General features: G+C 33.2%; 15 protein-coding genes and 1 pseudogene. All 16 read right to left on the bottom strand.

Annotation, left to right across the window (positions count from 1 at the left end; genetic code table 11):
- Positions 1-115: 115 nt before the first annotated feature.
- Positions 116-1093: pseudogene (locus C4S77_RS06735) on the bottom strand (NAD(P)-dependent alcohol dehydrogenase); the annotation flags it as partial.
- Between the two features lie 254 nt (positions 1094-1347).
- Entirely contained in the window at positions 1348-2223 is an 876-nt protein-coding gene (locus tag C4S77_RS06730; RefSeq protein ID WP_146106062.1) for a hypothetical protein, read from the bottom strand.
- Between the two features lie 83 nt (positions 2224-2306).
- Positions 2307-3422, bottom strand: a complete 1116-nt coding sequence (locus C4S77_RS06725) for a PH domain-containing protein (protein WP_105246915.1) — start codon at positions 3420-3422, stop codon at positions 2307-2309.
- Between the two features lie 94 nt (positions 3423-3516).
- On the bottom strand, positions 3517-3681 hold the full coding sequence (locus C4S77_RS13025) for a hypothetical protein (protein ID WP_181042839.1): 165 nt from the start codon (positions 3679-3681) through the stop codon (positions 3517-3519).
- Between the two features lie 110 nt (positions 3682-3791).
- Complete coding sequence (locus tag C4S77_RS06720; RefSeq protein WP_105246914.1) at positions 3792-4517, bottom strand: hypothetical protein; 726 nt, start codon at positions 4515-4517, stop codon at positions 3792-3794.
- Between the two features lie 155 nt (positions 4518-4672).
- On the bottom strand, positions 4673-4963 hold the full coding sequence (locus C4S77_RS06715; protein WP_105246913.1) for a hypothetical protein: 291 nt from the start codon (positions 4961-4963) through the stop codon (positions 4673-4675).
- 233 nt (positions 4964-5196) lie between these two features.
- Positions 5197-5967: a hypothetical protein gene (locus C4S77_RS06710; RefSeq protein WP_105246912.1), complete on the bottom strand. Its 771-nt coding sequence runs from the start codon at positions 5965-5967 to the stop codon at positions 5197-5199.
- A gap of 104 nt (positions 5968-6071) precedes the next feature.
- Complete coding sequence (locus tag C4S77_RS06705) at positions 6072-6737, bottom strand: hypothetical protein (RefSeq protein WP_105246911.1); 666 nt, start codon at positions 6735-6737, stop codon at positions 6072-6074.
- Positions 6737-7444, bottom strand: coding sequence for a hypothetical protein (locus C4S77_RS06700; protein WP_105246910.1), 708 nt, complete (start codon positions 7442-7444; stop codon positions 6737-6739). The genes C4S77_RS06705 and C4S77_RS06700 overlap by 1 nt, the downstream gene beginning before the upstream one ends.
- A gap of 10 nt (positions 7445-7454) precedes the next feature.
- Positions 7455-10226: an OmpA family protein gene (locus tag C4S77_RS06695; protein WP_105246909.1), complete on the bottom strand. Its 2772-nt coding sequence runs from the start codon at positions 10224-10226 to the stop codon at positions 7455-7457.
- A 21-nt stretch (positions 10227-10247) separates the two neighbouring features.
- Entirely contained in the window at positions 10248-10739 is a 492-nt protein-coding gene (locus tag C4S77_RS06690; RefSeq protein WP_105246908.1) for a DUF4280 domain-containing protein, read from the bottom strand.
- 84 nt (positions 10740-10823) lie between these two features.
- The gene (locus C4S77_RS06685) at positions 10824-11933 is read right to left on the bottom strand and encodes a LysM peptidoglycan-binding domain-containing protein (protein ID WP_105246907.1); all 1110 of its coding nucleotides are present in this window, start codon (positions 11931-11933) and stop codon (positions 10824-10826) included.
- 83 nt (positions 11934-12016) lie between these two features.
- Positions 12017-13069, bottom strand: coding sequence for a DUF2931 family protein (locus C4S77_RS06680; protein WP_221405101.1), 1053 nt, complete (start codon positions 13067-13069; stop codon positions 12017-12019).
- Positions 13070-13148: 79 nt separating this feature from the next.
- Positions 13149-14555, bottom strand: coding sequence for a T6SS phospholipase effector Tle1-like catalytic domain-containing protein (locus C4S77_RS06675; protein ID WP_105246905.1), 1407 nt, complete (start codon positions 14553-14555; stop codon positions 13149-13151).
- An 8-nt stretch (positions 14556-14563) separates the two neighbouring features.
- Positions 14564-14743, bottom strand: a complete 180-nt coding sequence (locus tag C4S77_RS06670; protein WP_105246904.1) for a hypothetical protein — start codon at positions 14741-14743, stop codon at positions 14564-14566.
- A gap of 8 nt (positions 14744-14751) precedes the next feature.
- Positions 14752-15869, bottom strand: a 1118-nt coding sequence (locus C4S77_RS13020; RefSeq protein ID WP_221405100.1) for a phage baseplate assembly protein V, incomplete at its 5' end; no start/stop codon positions are given.

The following is a 15869-nucleotide window of genomic DNA, read 5'->3' as shown; positions in this document are numbered from 1 at the left end:
CTGTCAATACAAAACCGTAGAAAGATAATATACTATAAATGTGAGGGTTATATATAACATTAGAAAAAGAGCCATAGAAAACTATGGCTCTTTTTGCTGCTTATACACATAAACTTTAATTTTTTAACGAAGCCATATCAATTACAAAACGATATCTTACATCACTTTTTAACATTCTTTCATAGGCTTTATTAATATCTTGCATTTTGATGATTTCTATTTCTGAGACTATATTATGTTCTCCACAAAAATCAAGTAATTCCTGAGTTTCTGCTATACCTCCAATTACTGATCCTGCTACAGATTTTCTTTCCATTATCATAGGAACAGAATTCAACATAGGAGTTAAATCTCCTAAATATCCTACTAATACTAAGGTTCCATTAATAGATAAAGTTGATACGTATGGGTTTACATCATGCACATAAGGAACGGTATCTATAATTAGATCAAACTTGCCCTTTACAGATTTCATATGTTCCGAATCTGTAGAAATGACAACATCATCTGCTCCTAAATCTTTCGCATCCTGTATTTTAGAAGGACTACGAGAAAATAAGGTAACTTCTGCACCTAACCCTTTAGCTAATTTAATAGCCATATGTCCTAATCCGCCTAAACCAATTACAGCAACTTTACTTCCTTTTCCTACCTTCCAATGTCTTAAAGGTGACCAGGTTGTTATTCCGGCACACAATAAGGGTGCTGCGGCCGCTAAATCAAGATTTTTAGGTACTTTTAAAACAAAATGTTCGTCTACCACCACTTTTTCAGAATACCCACCGAAAGTTTGTTTATGCAAATGTTTATCATTGCCATTATAAGTTCCAATAAATCCATTTAAACAATATTGTTCCAAATCTTGTTTACAACTCTCACACTCTCTGCAAGAGTCTACTAAACAGCCGACAGCCGCAAAATCTCCTACTTTTAATTTTGTTACATGCTCACCTACCCGTACTACTTTCCCTACAATTTCATGTCCGGGAACAGCCGGGTATAAAGTACCTCCCCAGTCATTACGTACTGTATGGAGATCTGAATGACAAACTCCACAATATAGAATTTCAATTTCAATATCTTTTGGTGTAATCCTGCAGAGGTAAGTATAGTTAAAATATCCTCATTAAAAGTTAAGTTAAGTAAGTCAAAGGGCTGTTTCATCGGTTCGGATTTTTCCGTTTGTGTTTTATTCTGTTCCTTGGTTTCTTTCTTTTCCTTAACCTGACAGGATGTAAATAAATCAAACTTTTCTGCAGTTTCTCCTAGTTCTATAGTTGATAAGTTTAATGTTTGACCTTTGCAACTAACTAGTAATAAACTAATAAAAATGTAAAAAAAAATTTCTCATATAACAATTAGTCTATCACCTTTTTTCTTTCTTTGGAATCTAAAATCCAGGTATATGGTATCATCAGGATCTTTTTTATTTTTTAATCGTATAATCCCTTCTCCATCAGCTTTGTGCAATAACATAACTAATTTCCCATAACCCTGGAACTCTAATTGAAAAGTTTCTTCAAAAAGAGGTTCTACTTCATAATCCGTATTTTGGATAAATTTTACAAATTCGTCGGATCGTAACTTTTTTTCATTTTCTTTATAATAAAGGACAGTGGTTATTAATTCTTCTCGTTCTTTTACTAATAAAAGATAAGCAGTAACATCTCTATTTTTTATAATCTGATAGATTTTTTTATATTCTTCATAAAGTTCTCCCTGTATATTCTTTTTTTCCTCTTCCTGTTCTTTTTTCAGGTTTACGGAGTTTCTCCATCCCACAAGATCAAAAGGAACTTCCGCCTCAAAAGTACTTCGCCATTCATAAAAAGGTAGTCCATCAAATTTTATAGGAAGTTTAGACTCATAATGAGCTTCTACATAACCAGGTTCTCCATAAATGCCTTTTTCATCTATCCATTGTTGATCAAAACTACTTAATTCTATTCCATTTGAACCTTTCATAGCCTCATTATATTGTTTAGTTCTTAGGTCTCTATTTTTAAAGTAAGAAAACTCCAATCCTATGTTAGGGGTATATTCATCAAAAACAGTCAATCCATATTTAGGATAAATACGTACTTTCACTTCATGGGTACCGCTGGTTAATAATAGCTGGTTGATATCATTATTATTATTTATTCCTCCTCCATTTTTTGTAATTTCTCCCATTACTTTAAATAAGGAAATATCATTTATGAAGACTTCAAATTGACATTCCATACTTATTAAATGAATTCGATTAGTCTTTTTTTTCAGTTAGAAAGATATCTTTTATTATTGGATATTCCATTAAATTATAGTGTTTATTGTAAATTAATTTGTTGTTGGACATTGCCAGAAATGAGAGTCAATTTGTCTCCTTTTTTCTTTCTTTGAAACCTGAAATCCATATAAATAATATCATCAGGATACTTTCTGTTCTTTAGTCGTATAATTCCTTCTCCATCAGCTTTATTCAATAACATAACTAATTTTCCATATCCCTGGAATTCTAATTGAAAAGTTTCTTCAAAAAGGGATTGAAGTTCATAATCATTATTTTTAATTAATTCTGTAAATTCTATTTCTTGTAATGTTTTTTCATTTTTTTCGTAAAATAAACAAGATTTGAATAGATTTTCTCGCTCTTTTACTAAAGATAAATAGGCTTGTAAATCTTTATTTTCTAAAATTTTATAGATTCTTTTATATTCTTCAAATAATTCTGTTTTAATATCCTTTTTCTCCTCCTCTTGTTCTTTCTTTAGATTTACGGAACTTCTCCATCCTATAAAATTAAACGGAACTTCTGCTTCAAAGGTTTTCTTCCACTCATAAAAAGGTAATCCTTCAAATTTTATAGGTTCTTTAGCTTCATAATGAGCTTCTACAAAACCGGGTTCTCCATAAATACCTTGGTCATCAACCCAATGTTCATTTGAAGCACTTAGTTCTATACCACTACTTCCTCCCATATCGTCAAAATAAATTTGATCCTTAAAATTACTATTTTCATAATGAAAGAAAGTAAGATTAACTAGTGGGTTAATGTTATTAAATAGAGGTAGCCCATATTTAGGATACATTCGTATTTTTATTTCATGGGTTCCGCTGGTTAATAGTAATTGATTGATATCTAAATTAAAACTTTTTGAGCCCTCTTGCTTTGTTATGTCTCCCGTTAATTTATAAAGTAGTACATCATCAATGAGCACTTCTAATTGACATTCTTTACTTGATATATGTATATTATTTCTTCTTTTTTCTTTTATAATAGTATCTTTTGTAACAGGATATTCTACAATATTTTTTTCATTAATTTTTGCTCGATACTTCCAAAAATTTTCATTTTGTTTCATTTGTTCTTTTGTATCCTGAGACAGGCTTTTTTCACAAGAAAAAAAAAGAAGAAGGGGTAATAATAAGATTATTTTTTTCATTATAAAAGGTATTTAGGTTAGATAAATAATAGGTAAATTAGGTATGTATGCCTTAAGAAATGGGTCTTTCTCATTTCCAAATTTTAACATTCGTTTATAACCTCCTACTACTATCTCTGCTTCGAAATTGAAAAATTAGTCCAGAAAATCCTAGTTCAGGTTTAGCAAATATCCCCTTGTCATCGGAATTTATAGATAATTTAGCCGCAAAATATGCATTTGCAGTACCAGTAGCTCTTAATTTTACTTCTATTTCCATAAAAAAAGATTTATATTTTACTGTAAATTGAATATTTAAATGTTATCTAAATTCCAAATTTTACCCCTAAATTAAAGCTTTTTCCTTTATAATAATTTCATTTATGAATTTTATCGTAAATACTTTGCAAGGGGAGACCCATTAACTGGAGGAATGTGATATCCAAATACTACATGATCGTGATATGCTTCTTGAGTAATAGGGAAATACATATTTCTAATAGTACCATTGTAATCAAGGGTTAAAGTAAGAACATGTAATTTATTTCCTTTATTCCATATGATTATATTAGGAAAAGAAAGTTCTTGTGTTTCTTTATTTATCCAGTAAGTTTTAGCAGGAAATACCTTATGAAAAAGGTTAAAAACAATAGAATCTTTATGTTTGTCAATATTTTGATTTGCAGATACAATTTCTGTAGGTTTCCCTAATTTTCGCAATAGCTTATCTGCAAAATCTAGAGCATATTTTTCTTTAGCTATAATATTTAAACTAGCTATTTTATTTTTATATACAATTATTTTTGTACCCCAAGAGCTATCTATAGGAATTCCTGCATAATTAAGTTTATGGGCAAAATTCTTTTTAATAGTACTTTCATCTGTATCTAAAAAGTATTCTGTTGTCAAAATACCATTATCTCTCATACTTATGTCTGCTTTTCCGTTTATAGTATCTACTATATAATAGCCTTTATATTCTCTCTTTTGTAATATTTTATACTGATTTAAATCAAACTTTTCTGCAGTTTCTCCTAGTTCTATAGTTGATAAATCCAAAGATTTGTTACAACTTATTAAAGTGAGGAATAAAAATACCCAATAAAAAATTTTCATATGTAAATAATTTAATTGTTTTTAATTAATTCTATTTCTTGTAATGTTTTTCATTTTTTTCGTAAAATAAACAAGATTTGAATAGATTTTCTCGCTCTTTCACTAAGGATAGATAGGTTTGTAAGTCTTTATTTTCTATAATTTTATGGATTCTTTTATACTCGTTCATTAGAAGAACTTAGTTCTATTCCACTACTTCCTCCCATATCGTCAAAATAAATTTGATCCTTAAAATTACTATTTTCATAATGAAAGAAAGTAAGATTAACTAGTGGGTTAATGTTATTAAATAGAGGTAGCCCATATTTAGGATACATTCTAACCTTTATTTCATGAGTACCGCTGGTTAATAATAATTGATTAATATTAAAACTTTTAGTTCCTCTCTGTTGAGTTGAATTCCCTATTAATTTGTAAACTAATACATCATCAATAAATACTTCCAATTGACATTCTTTACTTGATATATGTATATTATTTCTCCTTTTTTCTTTTATGATAGTATCTTTTGCAATTGGATACTCTACAATACTTTTTTTGTTAATTTCCGTTCGGTATTTCCAAAAGTTTTCATTTTATTTTATTTGTTCCTTTGCTTCTTGGGATATGCTTTTTTCGCAGGAAAATAATAAGGCAAGAAAACTAAATAATACTAAAATATTTTTCATATTTCAAGAAATTAAAGAATTTCAAACTCTGTTTTTCCTTTTGGAATATAGAATAATAAATCTAACATTAATTCCTCTTCTGTTTTTTCATTTAATAACCATAGGGCAGGTTCTCCATTAATTTTTTTAAGTACAGCAGCCTTGTTGTAGCCATAAGGAACATAGATAGCATCAACTGGAATAGGTTGTACTTTAAAACCGGATTGAAAATCTGAGATTAGTTCGTTAATACGTGAAGATTTTTCAGTTTCATTTAAATACATACAAGTAGCCATAAAATTTTCTCTTTTTTTTATTTTTTGTATGAATAAATCGTAATTCTTTTCATTTATTATTTTTATTAGGTTATTATACGCAGATAAAAGTTTTGATTTAACATTTTCTAAATCTTTAAGATTTTCTCCGGTTTTCCATCCTTCAAAAGAGTAAGGAACATCTGCCTGAAAATGATTTTCATAAGATATAATAGGTAATTTTAGATCTTTTCCAACAGGAGTAGATCTATATTCTCCAAAAGATTCTTTAAAAATGAAGTCGTTGGTTACATCAAAAAGTTTAATATCAAAATTTAAATAGGCTTTTGTATCTAAAACAGTAGTTCCAGAAAGGGGAAGTATTTTAGATGAAATATTTTGTATTCCAGATTCTAAAATTCCGATATTTATTGGAATTATGGTACTGGTTTGACCTTCTATTTCCATTGAAGCTACAGAAATGTCATTTATTCGTATTTCAAATAAACAGGCGGCAGCACTAAAATCTATTATATAGTAAGGTTTCATTTTGTTATTTATAATGTTAGTGTTTTCTATTAAATTTTATAATATAGTTTTTTGGATATTAAATTGATATGAATTATACATAAAAAGAAAAAAAACTATAAAATTCATTCTTTTAAGGCATCTGATAAGTTGAGGGAAAACCCTAAGGCTCCTATAAAATTAACCCATTGTTTATTATTTTTATTAAAGACAAATAAAACTCTATAAAAGTCTTGAGAGTTTTCATTCGGATCTTTTGTAAAATAATAAAAACAAAGATCATTTTTTACCCATAAAAAAGTTTTTATATTACCAAGTTCATAAGTTTTTGGATTACCAAATTTATTTTCTATATTATTAAATAAAATATCAGCTTTGTTGGATGTAAATAGGTTTACCTGATACATGCCTAAAGAATTTTCTTTTGCATCTTCAAGATTATCTTCTTCTGCATAATATAAGATTATATTATTCCTTTCTTTTTTATTTGTTCCGCTTAAGTCTTTGCCATTAAAGGTTAATAATTTAGAGGAGGTAGACTCAAATTTTTTATATCCTAGTAAGGTTAAGGCGTCGGTTTCTTCATTGTCTTTTAGTTGTAATCCTGCAGAGGTAAGTATAGTTAAAATATCTTCATTAAAAGTTAAGTTAAGTAAGTCAAAAGGCTGTTTCATCGGTTCGGATTTTTCCGTTTGTGTTTTATTCTGTTCCTTAGTTTCTTTCTTTTCCTGAGCCTGGCAGGGGTTGAATGTAAAAAAACAACAGTATAAAAATAAAATTATAGGTTTCATTATTTTAAAGCTTCTGATATATTTTGATATCCTAAAGCACTAATGAATCCTACAAACTGCCTGTTTTTTTTCAAAAAAACAAATAAATTAAACCTTTCAGCATCTTCCGTTGTTTGATAAAATGAATAATAAATAATATTATTATTTTCCCAAATATTAATATCTTCTGTAAATTTAATATCAGTTTGTATTAACTCACCATTTCTAACATCAGCGACATTTCCCAAATGATTATGATTAAACTTAGGTTTACCAAATTTTATATTTAATTCATTTTTTAATGATTTTATTTCATCATCTGTAAATAGATTTACCTGATACATGCCTAAAGAATTTTCTTTTGCATATTCAAGATTACCTTCCTCAGCATAGTATAAGATTATATTGTTCTTTTCTTTTTTATTTGTTCCGCTTAAGTCTTTTCCATTAAAGGTTAATAATTTAGGAGAAGTAGATTCGAATTTTTTATACCCTATTAGGGTCAACGCATCGGTTTCTTCATTGTCTTTTAGTTGTAATCCTGCAGAGGTAAGTATAGTTAAAATATCCTCATTAAAAGTTAAGTTAAGTAAGTCAAAAGGCTGTTTCATCGGTTCGGATTTTTCCGTTTGTGTTTTATTCTGTTCCTTAGTTTCTTTCTTTTCCTGAGCCTGACAGGATGTAAAAAATAGTAGAAAACTTAATGGTATAAGATTTTTTAGTTTCATAAATTAATAGTTATTTAAAAGTTATTTTAGAACTAATACCAGTTAGTTCTTCCAGTTTTTCTATTACGTTGAAAGGGGATAAAATATTTTTATCTATTTTGTGATCTGCTAAATTAGCACTTCTATCGCCTTTGAACCAGCCTTTTTTTATGTATAATCCTACTTTAGCCTTTAATACTCCTTTTACCCTCAATCCATCAAAATTCAATTTTGGTTGGTAATATATGGTTTTCTCTTCAGAGCTTTTATTTTCAAAATATAATCCATGACCAAAAGTGACAGAAGCAATTCCTTTAATGGAAGCTTCTGCCTCTATATAGGCTTCCCCAATCAATACAACTACAGATCCCCGGACTTCTATTCCTGCTTTTAATTCCGCTTTTAACACGGTTTCCAGTTTTGCTTCTCCATTGGAAGCATCTGATTCTGTATTAAAATTAATTTTGGAATTTCCATTGATAGTTCCGGTAATTTCCAGATCAATATACATTTTAAGTGTAACAGCATGATCATCATCTTCCAGCCAGTCACGGATTCCATTAAAAATTTGGAGAGCAGCAGCATTTCCGGTTCCTGCTGTAGCAACTCCTACCCCTACTTGTACTAAACCAGCTAATAGGTCAATATTTAATCCTAAGGAAATTAAAGGTTCTGCCTTAAAATAAAACTCCATCTCTGTACCTATTTTTTGGGTAAGAACTTTATTCTTTTGCCCTCTGGCTAATTGCCATTCCGCACCTAAACAAAGATTAGGAGGATCAAAATATATTTTAAAAGGAACCTTCTTTCCAAGTCGAGTTTTACTAACAGTCCCTTTAACTTCTCCGGTTACTCCTTTAGAAAATTCTTTTAAAGAAGCAAAAACTTTATAGAAAGCTTTTATTTTATTTTCAAATTTTGCAGTAAATTCTTTATTACTTTTGTATTCCTCTCCATATTTATCCCAATTTGCTTCTAAAATTACCCCCCAATCAATCTCTGTTTGTTTCCATCGGGCTTCTGCTCCAATTTTTCCTGCCAATTTTTGCATTTCTTTATGTTTAGCAGGGGAAAGATTTTGCCATTTTACACTTAAGTTATTGCTTAAATTTAGAAAGAAATGGAAACTCCACTTAACATCCGGATAAGCTTTTACCAAAACGGTAGCATTTTTTTGGTTTGAATAATATCTGCAGGAATGTATATGTATAAAGTAAGGTGAAGCAGAATCTAATTTTTTCCCGGGTGTTAAATTCCATTTAGGCCAGATATATTGTAAAGGAGCTATATTAATTGATGATAAATCAGAATGTACCGGAAACGTAACGGTATCAGCATTTTTACTTATTTCCGGAGCATCCGGAGATACTATTCGTATAGTTTTAGTGTGTTTATTAGTTTCCCGGAAACATTGAATGGTTTCGTATTCGGAAACACTAATAGTCAAATTTTTATTTTTGCTGGGAGCTATAGTTTCGTATATAAGGGTTTGAGCATCATGTCCGTAAAATTCAAAATTTATATAAACGCATCGGGCTTCCTTATATTGTTTTTCGTCCTTATATCTGATATTATCTCTTCCTTTTTTATCATCTGTAGGGTTTACTTCCCCATAACCAATAGCTCTGACTCTGCTTACATCCAGTTTATTTTCCCGGAAGTATTTTTTTACAGCATCTGCTCGTTTTTGGGAAAGCGTACGGTTATAATCCATCTTTCCTATTACACAGGCATAGCCTTTTAAATCTACATGACTGAACTTATGTTCAAACAAAAATTTTAGAATATTATCCAATGTTTTCTTTCCCTCTGTAGATATTTGATCAGAATCGAATTCAAATAGTATTTTTCTTTCAATAGATTCTTTAGGATTAGTTACTTTTTGTAATTTCTGCCCGTCTTTATAAATAGGGATAGGTTCAGGAGCTTTTTCCTCATTTGGTTGTTTAGGCTCAGTAATAGCAATTTGTGTAAATTTGCAGGGCTCAATTCTTGCTACATTGGGATCTGGTTTTTGAACTGTGGTAGGAGTTGTATTTGCTGGTGGGAGAGTTTGAGGAGTTACTTGTTGCTTTTTTATCCGTAAAAAACGAGCATGAGCTGTATCTTTTCCATCCGTAATATATTCTCCAGTTTCAGGATTTTTCACTTTTACATAAAACTCCTCAACACTGCTTTTGCTGGTTATTTTCCCCCACCATGCTGAAGTATTTTTAAGAGTTAAATTAATCTCCCCGTTTACTACAGATACATTAGTATATACATGAATAAGTTGATCATCTTTACTACTAATTATTCCAGACACTCTTCTGTAAATATCTATGATCAAATTTTTATAACCATTTAATCCTTCTGTTTGTAAGTTAAGATAAATAATATCTCCATAAGAAAAATGGTGAGTCTTTCTTATATCATTTCCTTTATAACTAGTACTCCATGCTGAGTTTATAATTTTAGGTTCACACCATCCTCTTAAATAGAGTCCAACCTCATTTTTATCATCACTTTTACCAGATAGACTTGCTTCTATGTAAAAGGTAGTTAGCCCGCAATTGTATTTTTCAAATTTATATTTATAGCCAGTTTTAGAAGGAATTTGTGCTATAATTTGCTTCCTATCCTGAGTAAGACGCATCCAAACAAGATCTTTTTTCTTATCTTCCTCTGTAGTTCCAGAGAACCATTCACCTACCTGAAATATAATCCATTCGTCTGGTGGGACAACTAATAATTTATTAGGAATACATTTTTTTCCGTATACTTTGCCTCCAGCATATTTTATCTTTTTAACGCCTTTTGCCATAATTATCTGAATGTTTTACGATTAAATAGAACTATCTTCTCCTCCTTCATGTATCAATTCTTCTTCTGTCATCTCATTGATATCGACCATAGGGTTAATCTGGCTTTGGATTTCCCGGTTAACATTTTTAAAATTCTGGGCAGAAGGTTCGGCGACTTGTCCGTGGTAAGTAATGGAAATACATGGAGTTCCGGCAATGGCGCAGGTGGCCTTACTGTTTTCCAGTATTACTTTTCCTTTATTACTCAGCGTAACCGGTTCATAAAAATCGGTCCATTGAGTAATGGCTACCTTACAGGGAGGGGGTGGACTGCCCAGCTTGGAACAGCTCCCAAAAGAATTATTTTTAAGGGTAGAAGAGCCTAATTCTTTCGTAGTTACAATCAATTTATCAGAACCTTCGGCATCATTGGCGTATTCTTTTTGGTGGGTTTTTACTACCAGGGAGTCCGGACAGTTTCCAAACTGGCATTTGCAGGTAGCTCCCTGTACTACAACATGTTTCTCACTCATAAATTATAAAAAATAAAAAATAATAATTAATTCAAATGTAATAAAAAATCGGATATAATTTATCCCGGTCGGCAAAAAAAATGTTTAATCATAAAGAAAAGAGTTTTTCTTTTCCTTAGGTTTTACAATTTCAATGATTCCCTCTTCTATAATCAGTTGTGACTGTTTTTTTATTCGCGAAGAGGTTACGTATACCTTTTTAGTTTTTTCCAGTTCCAGGGTACATTCCAAATAAAAACCATCTAAAGTGTAATAATCCGGCGTCAGGAAATACTTGGCTTTATAGGTTCCCCGAGCCGGAGGAATTTCGGAATCCTCCGGGTCCCGAGTAGGAAAATAGGATTCGTTTTCAAAATCAAACCGACTTCTGGGGTCTGAGGTTTTCCCTTCCAGGGTTATCTGTATTAGTTTTTCCCCGTCTTCTTCCAGGGTAGATATGCGGGGAGTTACTATGTATTCTACTGGATTCAGAAAAGGAATCATAGGAAACGTACGGGGTATTTTCATCTCCTTTTTAAGATCATACTTATGGTATAATCCGTTAAAAAAAGCATGAAGGAACCAATCGTTCGTAAGAGACCGAAAAAGAAGATCCGGATTAGAAAGTACGTGTTCATTTTTACGTATATATTTTTCTGTTTGTTCTCCTTTATAATATTTCTGTAGTTTAGGCAAAGATTCTTTCCAGCGTTGTACGATCTCCGGATAGTTATTTATATCGGTAATTTCACCTGCGGAATTCACTTTCAATTCCAGAGGATAAAGTACAGAAGAAATTGCATGGGCCAGCTCATCTGCCATAAGGTTAGATTCTTCGTTATTGATATATAATTTTTCCCGTTGAATTTTAACCAGATTTCGTTGGAGCCATCGTAACTTAAGATTATATTTAAGGCTGTTTTCCACTTCATTTTCAAAAAAAGAAATTTGTACTCCATAGCTTTCTACTGAAGCATCCGGATTTAAAACCAGTTCAAAAGATTCTTTTTCTTTTAGTTCCGAAAAATCTTTTTGAATACCATCCTCTTTTGTCTGATATAGAATTTCTTTTATATGAGAGGTTAATTTGTCTCCGAGAAGTTGACTGAGTTCACAATGTGTATTGTGAAAATCTCTGAGTTCAAAAACGGAAATTCCAAAAGAATGAGCTATGCTCTCCAAAGTATCCCCTTTTTGTATATGGTATTTTTTCATAGACTTTCGTTTTTTTATCAGTTTTCGATTATAAATATTTTACGCTTATTAAATCTTACTATATAAATAAACCTACTCAGTTTTTATTTTTTAAATTCATACGGAGAAACATAGACAAGAATATCGGTTAGCTCTGTTTCTTTTTCCGGAGTCCGTACCCATACGGTCATCTTTTGAGGATCTGTTCCTTCTTTAAATACCAGATCTATGGGTTTACCGGTACCTATTTGTTTAAATACCCGGTAAGCCTGTTCTTCTTTGGTATCTTCGGGCCAATACGGGCCTATTTCCGATTTATAGTTTACCCGGTAGTACTTGCTGTCCTTCGTAAAATATACTAAGGCTGAATAACTTTTACCTTTAGTATCTGTGAAATAGAAATCAAAAAAATAAGGTACTGCCCGTTCTGTATACGAATCATTCCCTAAACGAGGGGGAAAGATCCCTTCTTCTTCCGCATTAATAGTTTGAAAATGTAAATAAGATACCGGTTGGGCTCCTTCTACTACGTATCTCCATAAAAATCGCTCCCGGTAACTGTCCCAAAGATTGTATGGCAGACTATGAGTGGCAATTTCTTTTTTTACTTTTTCGGAAGCTATTTTTTCTAAATAATAAGCAACCGTTTCTTCCCTACCCCCATTTTCAAAAATATCTCTCCAGTTTCTCTGCACTTCCTTTGCCTGATAAACTCCTAAACCCACCTGATCCATAGGCCCGAAAATCCACAGGTAGATCTTGCCTCCGGGGGTAACGCTTACCGTAAGTCCGTTGTATTTATGGAAAGGAAGCATTTTACCCGACTGGCTATCGTTAAAAGTTTTTCCCTTAATTCTGGGATTGTCCGGTTCTTGCTCAAACATCTGTACAATTTTTTCGTAGGGCAGGGCAAAATTTCCTTCGTAAAATTTATCTTCCGAATCGGAATAAAAACCTATATGCAGGCTGTCCGGAGCCGGGTTTAATCCGCTTCCTATTACATCTCCCCCTCCTTTCGCTCCCCAGGGACCGCTTAAATGATTAGTATAAATAGGTATGCTCTTTTCACCGGGAGAACTAAAATATCCGTGATATAAATGCATTCCATACCCATCTGCACAAAAGGCATTGGCCGTATATTGGTAGTTTTTTTCCATAGTTTTTTGACAAGAGAACAGGGAGATATTCAACAGAATACAGCCTGTAATTGCTAATATTTTTTGTATCTGGTTCATATTATCCAGCTATTATTTTTCGTATATTTCCGCTTCGGACCCCGTGTCCGGTTTTTCCGGTGGCCGACCAGTGCACATAGCCGTTACGCAGGATTTTTTCATTGGTAAAATCCAAATAGTCCTGATACCGGATTTTTGCGCCTTGCTGGGGCGAAACTTTTTTTACTGCTTCTATATAGGCTTCCAGCTTGCCTTTTACATAGCCCAAAATATGCGGTTTTCCCTCAGAGGTTTTTAAAGGTACCGGAAAATTATTTATTTTTCTCATCTCAATTAAATCAAATTCCGCTTTTTTTTCCGAAGCCAGCTGGCACATCAGGTGCAGGGTGATATAACTGTAACGGTTATCTATATAGCGTTTCCCTAGCCACTCATAACTTATTACCTCGTTGTGATAGACTTCTGCCAGTTTTAATTCCTTTTCTTTATACCAGCCCCGGGAAATTAACGACTTTTTTTCTGCTTCCACTCGGGTTCTTCCTCCGACTACTTCATGTGCCTGTTCAAACCAACCGCTTTCGTAACAGCCTCCCACATCGGCATGGGCACCGGGTATGAGGTATTCCCTTCCTTTTTCTCCGGCACTGCCAATATTGGTACGGTTAAATTTTTCCCGCCATTCATCAGAGGCAGCTAATTGTACCGCATGGCTTACCCGCCAGTTACTCAACGAATTAAGGTTCAGGTCTTTTACATCGTCATTAAAATTTACCCCATAGGAAGAAACGGTATCGTACAGCCCTACAAAACGAATGCTGATACTCTTAATAGTTACATTTTTTTGCTGCAACAAGTACCCCAAATGCCCAAACCGAAGAAGATTCTGGTCATTTACTTTTTCACCAAAAGAATCCTTATAGGAGACCCCGGCTTTTGAATATTTAATACCTGTCTTATAGGCCGCTTTGGTTATTTCGTGTATAAAATTGCGTGCCCCGGCAGCTCCGCGGCTAAATCCGAACACATCCAGAGTCAGAATAAGCTCTTTATTTTCAAAGACTTTATCGGCTATTTTTTCACAGGCACTGCGTACTTTCATCCGTACCCCGGTACTTCCCGTTCCGGTAAGGTAGTCGGTTACCGTATCTGTTTTACCATCTTTGGTTCCCGGCCCTTCTATATAAACAGCTTTTTTTTTACCTAATTTATAATAATCTGCCATGCGGGCTACGTTGGAGTAGTCGTTTTCATAACTTCCTTTACTTATTGAGTCCGAAAAAGCCCACGGGTCTTCTTTTACGGCTATTTGATCATAAGAAAGCCCCTTTTTCTTCTTTTCTTTTTCTTTGCGTATGTAGGTATTTCTCCGGTTATTAAGGGTTCCGTCAAAAAATACCCCTAAGGTTAGATCCTGAATTTGCTTATTTCCCTCACCGGGGGCATACTCTCCAAATTGTATATCTGACATGGTATTTTTTAGTTTTCCATTTTTTTATTTCCTTCTACCTGTATCTTTTTGTTGGAATTAAGGCTAAGGTTCGCCTGTTGGGCCTCCATAAGCACCCGGTCGGCTATTTTTACCAGTTTACCTGCCTGCACGTGGTATTCATCCTGCACTTTAATTTCTATATTTTTTGCTTTTTTATGAATTGCCATTTTTTTGTTTAAAATAAATTGGATTTTTCAGCACTGTTCATTTGTACGGTTTTCCCGCTTTGCAATACCATATTTTTCTGATTACTGAAAATACTGGCCTGCTCGCTTATTTCCCGGGAAAGGGAAGATTCTCGCTGATAGAGATTGTCTGCTGTTTCGGTACGCATATCTGAACTTTCGCTGATGGTTCCTGTTGCCGTTTGGTATATATCATTACCTGCGGTTTCTGAGATATTCTCTCCGGCCTCAATGGTAAGGTTTTTTCCTACGCTAATATCCATATTCTCTCCTACGGTAACCGACTTGTCTTTAGGTGCATAGGTTTTTATATTACCCTGTCCGTCCATAAACATTTTATTTCCGCTGGGGTCTTCTATAAGTATAGAACCCTGTTCCTGAGCATCATTAAAAACAATCTTGGTCCCACTACGGGTCTGTATGACTTTAATATCGTTTCCCTGAGTGTAATATTCTGCAATCTCTCCTCCATTATAAGCCGTTCCCAACACAATAGGAGCTTCGGCATTTCCTCCCTGAAACGCACACAATACGGTTTCCCCGATCTCAGGGTTGAAATAAGTCCCTTTGCCTCCTCCGGAATGGGGCTGTATTACCTGTACCCAAGGAGTCTGGCTGTTAGCCCTCCTTTGCCAGGTAAACTGTACCCTTACCCTTCCCATTTTCAGGGGGTCTCGGTTGTCCTTTACAGTGGCATGTTGTATCTGGGCTTTGGGAGCTTCTACCTCGTTATAGTATGGAGGAACCGGTAAGTCTTTAGGTACTCCGACAAAGGTATTGGTATACCCTTCTCCATCTGCAAAGGTGTGGACGATTTCGGTTATCTTATACGATTCTATGGGTACCCGTCCGTTTTTGAATATTTCATGCCCTGGAATCCAAGCCATCATCTTAACCACATCACCGACACGTAAGCAAGGATTATTACTGGTAGCTTCCACATAGACTAAATTCTGCCTTTTCTTCATATCTCTTTCCAATGATCGTTGCATATCCAACGAGCCGTTAAGCAATAAGCTCTGATCGTAATGGGCCATAGGAGATACATTATATAGGTTTTTGGATGCATTGTAGGCAAATTGCTGAAAAGGGTTGTTAGAGGATTGTA

It is taken from the genome of Apibacter adventoris, from assembly GCF_002964975.1.
In the GTDB taxonomy this organism is placed as follows: Bacteria; Bacteroidota; Bacteroidia; order Flavobacteriales; family Weeksellaceae; genus Apibacter; species Apibacter adventoris.
The sequence above is the reverse complement of the archived record's forward strand: the minus strand, read 5'-3'. Positions and strand labels throughout refer to the sequence as shown.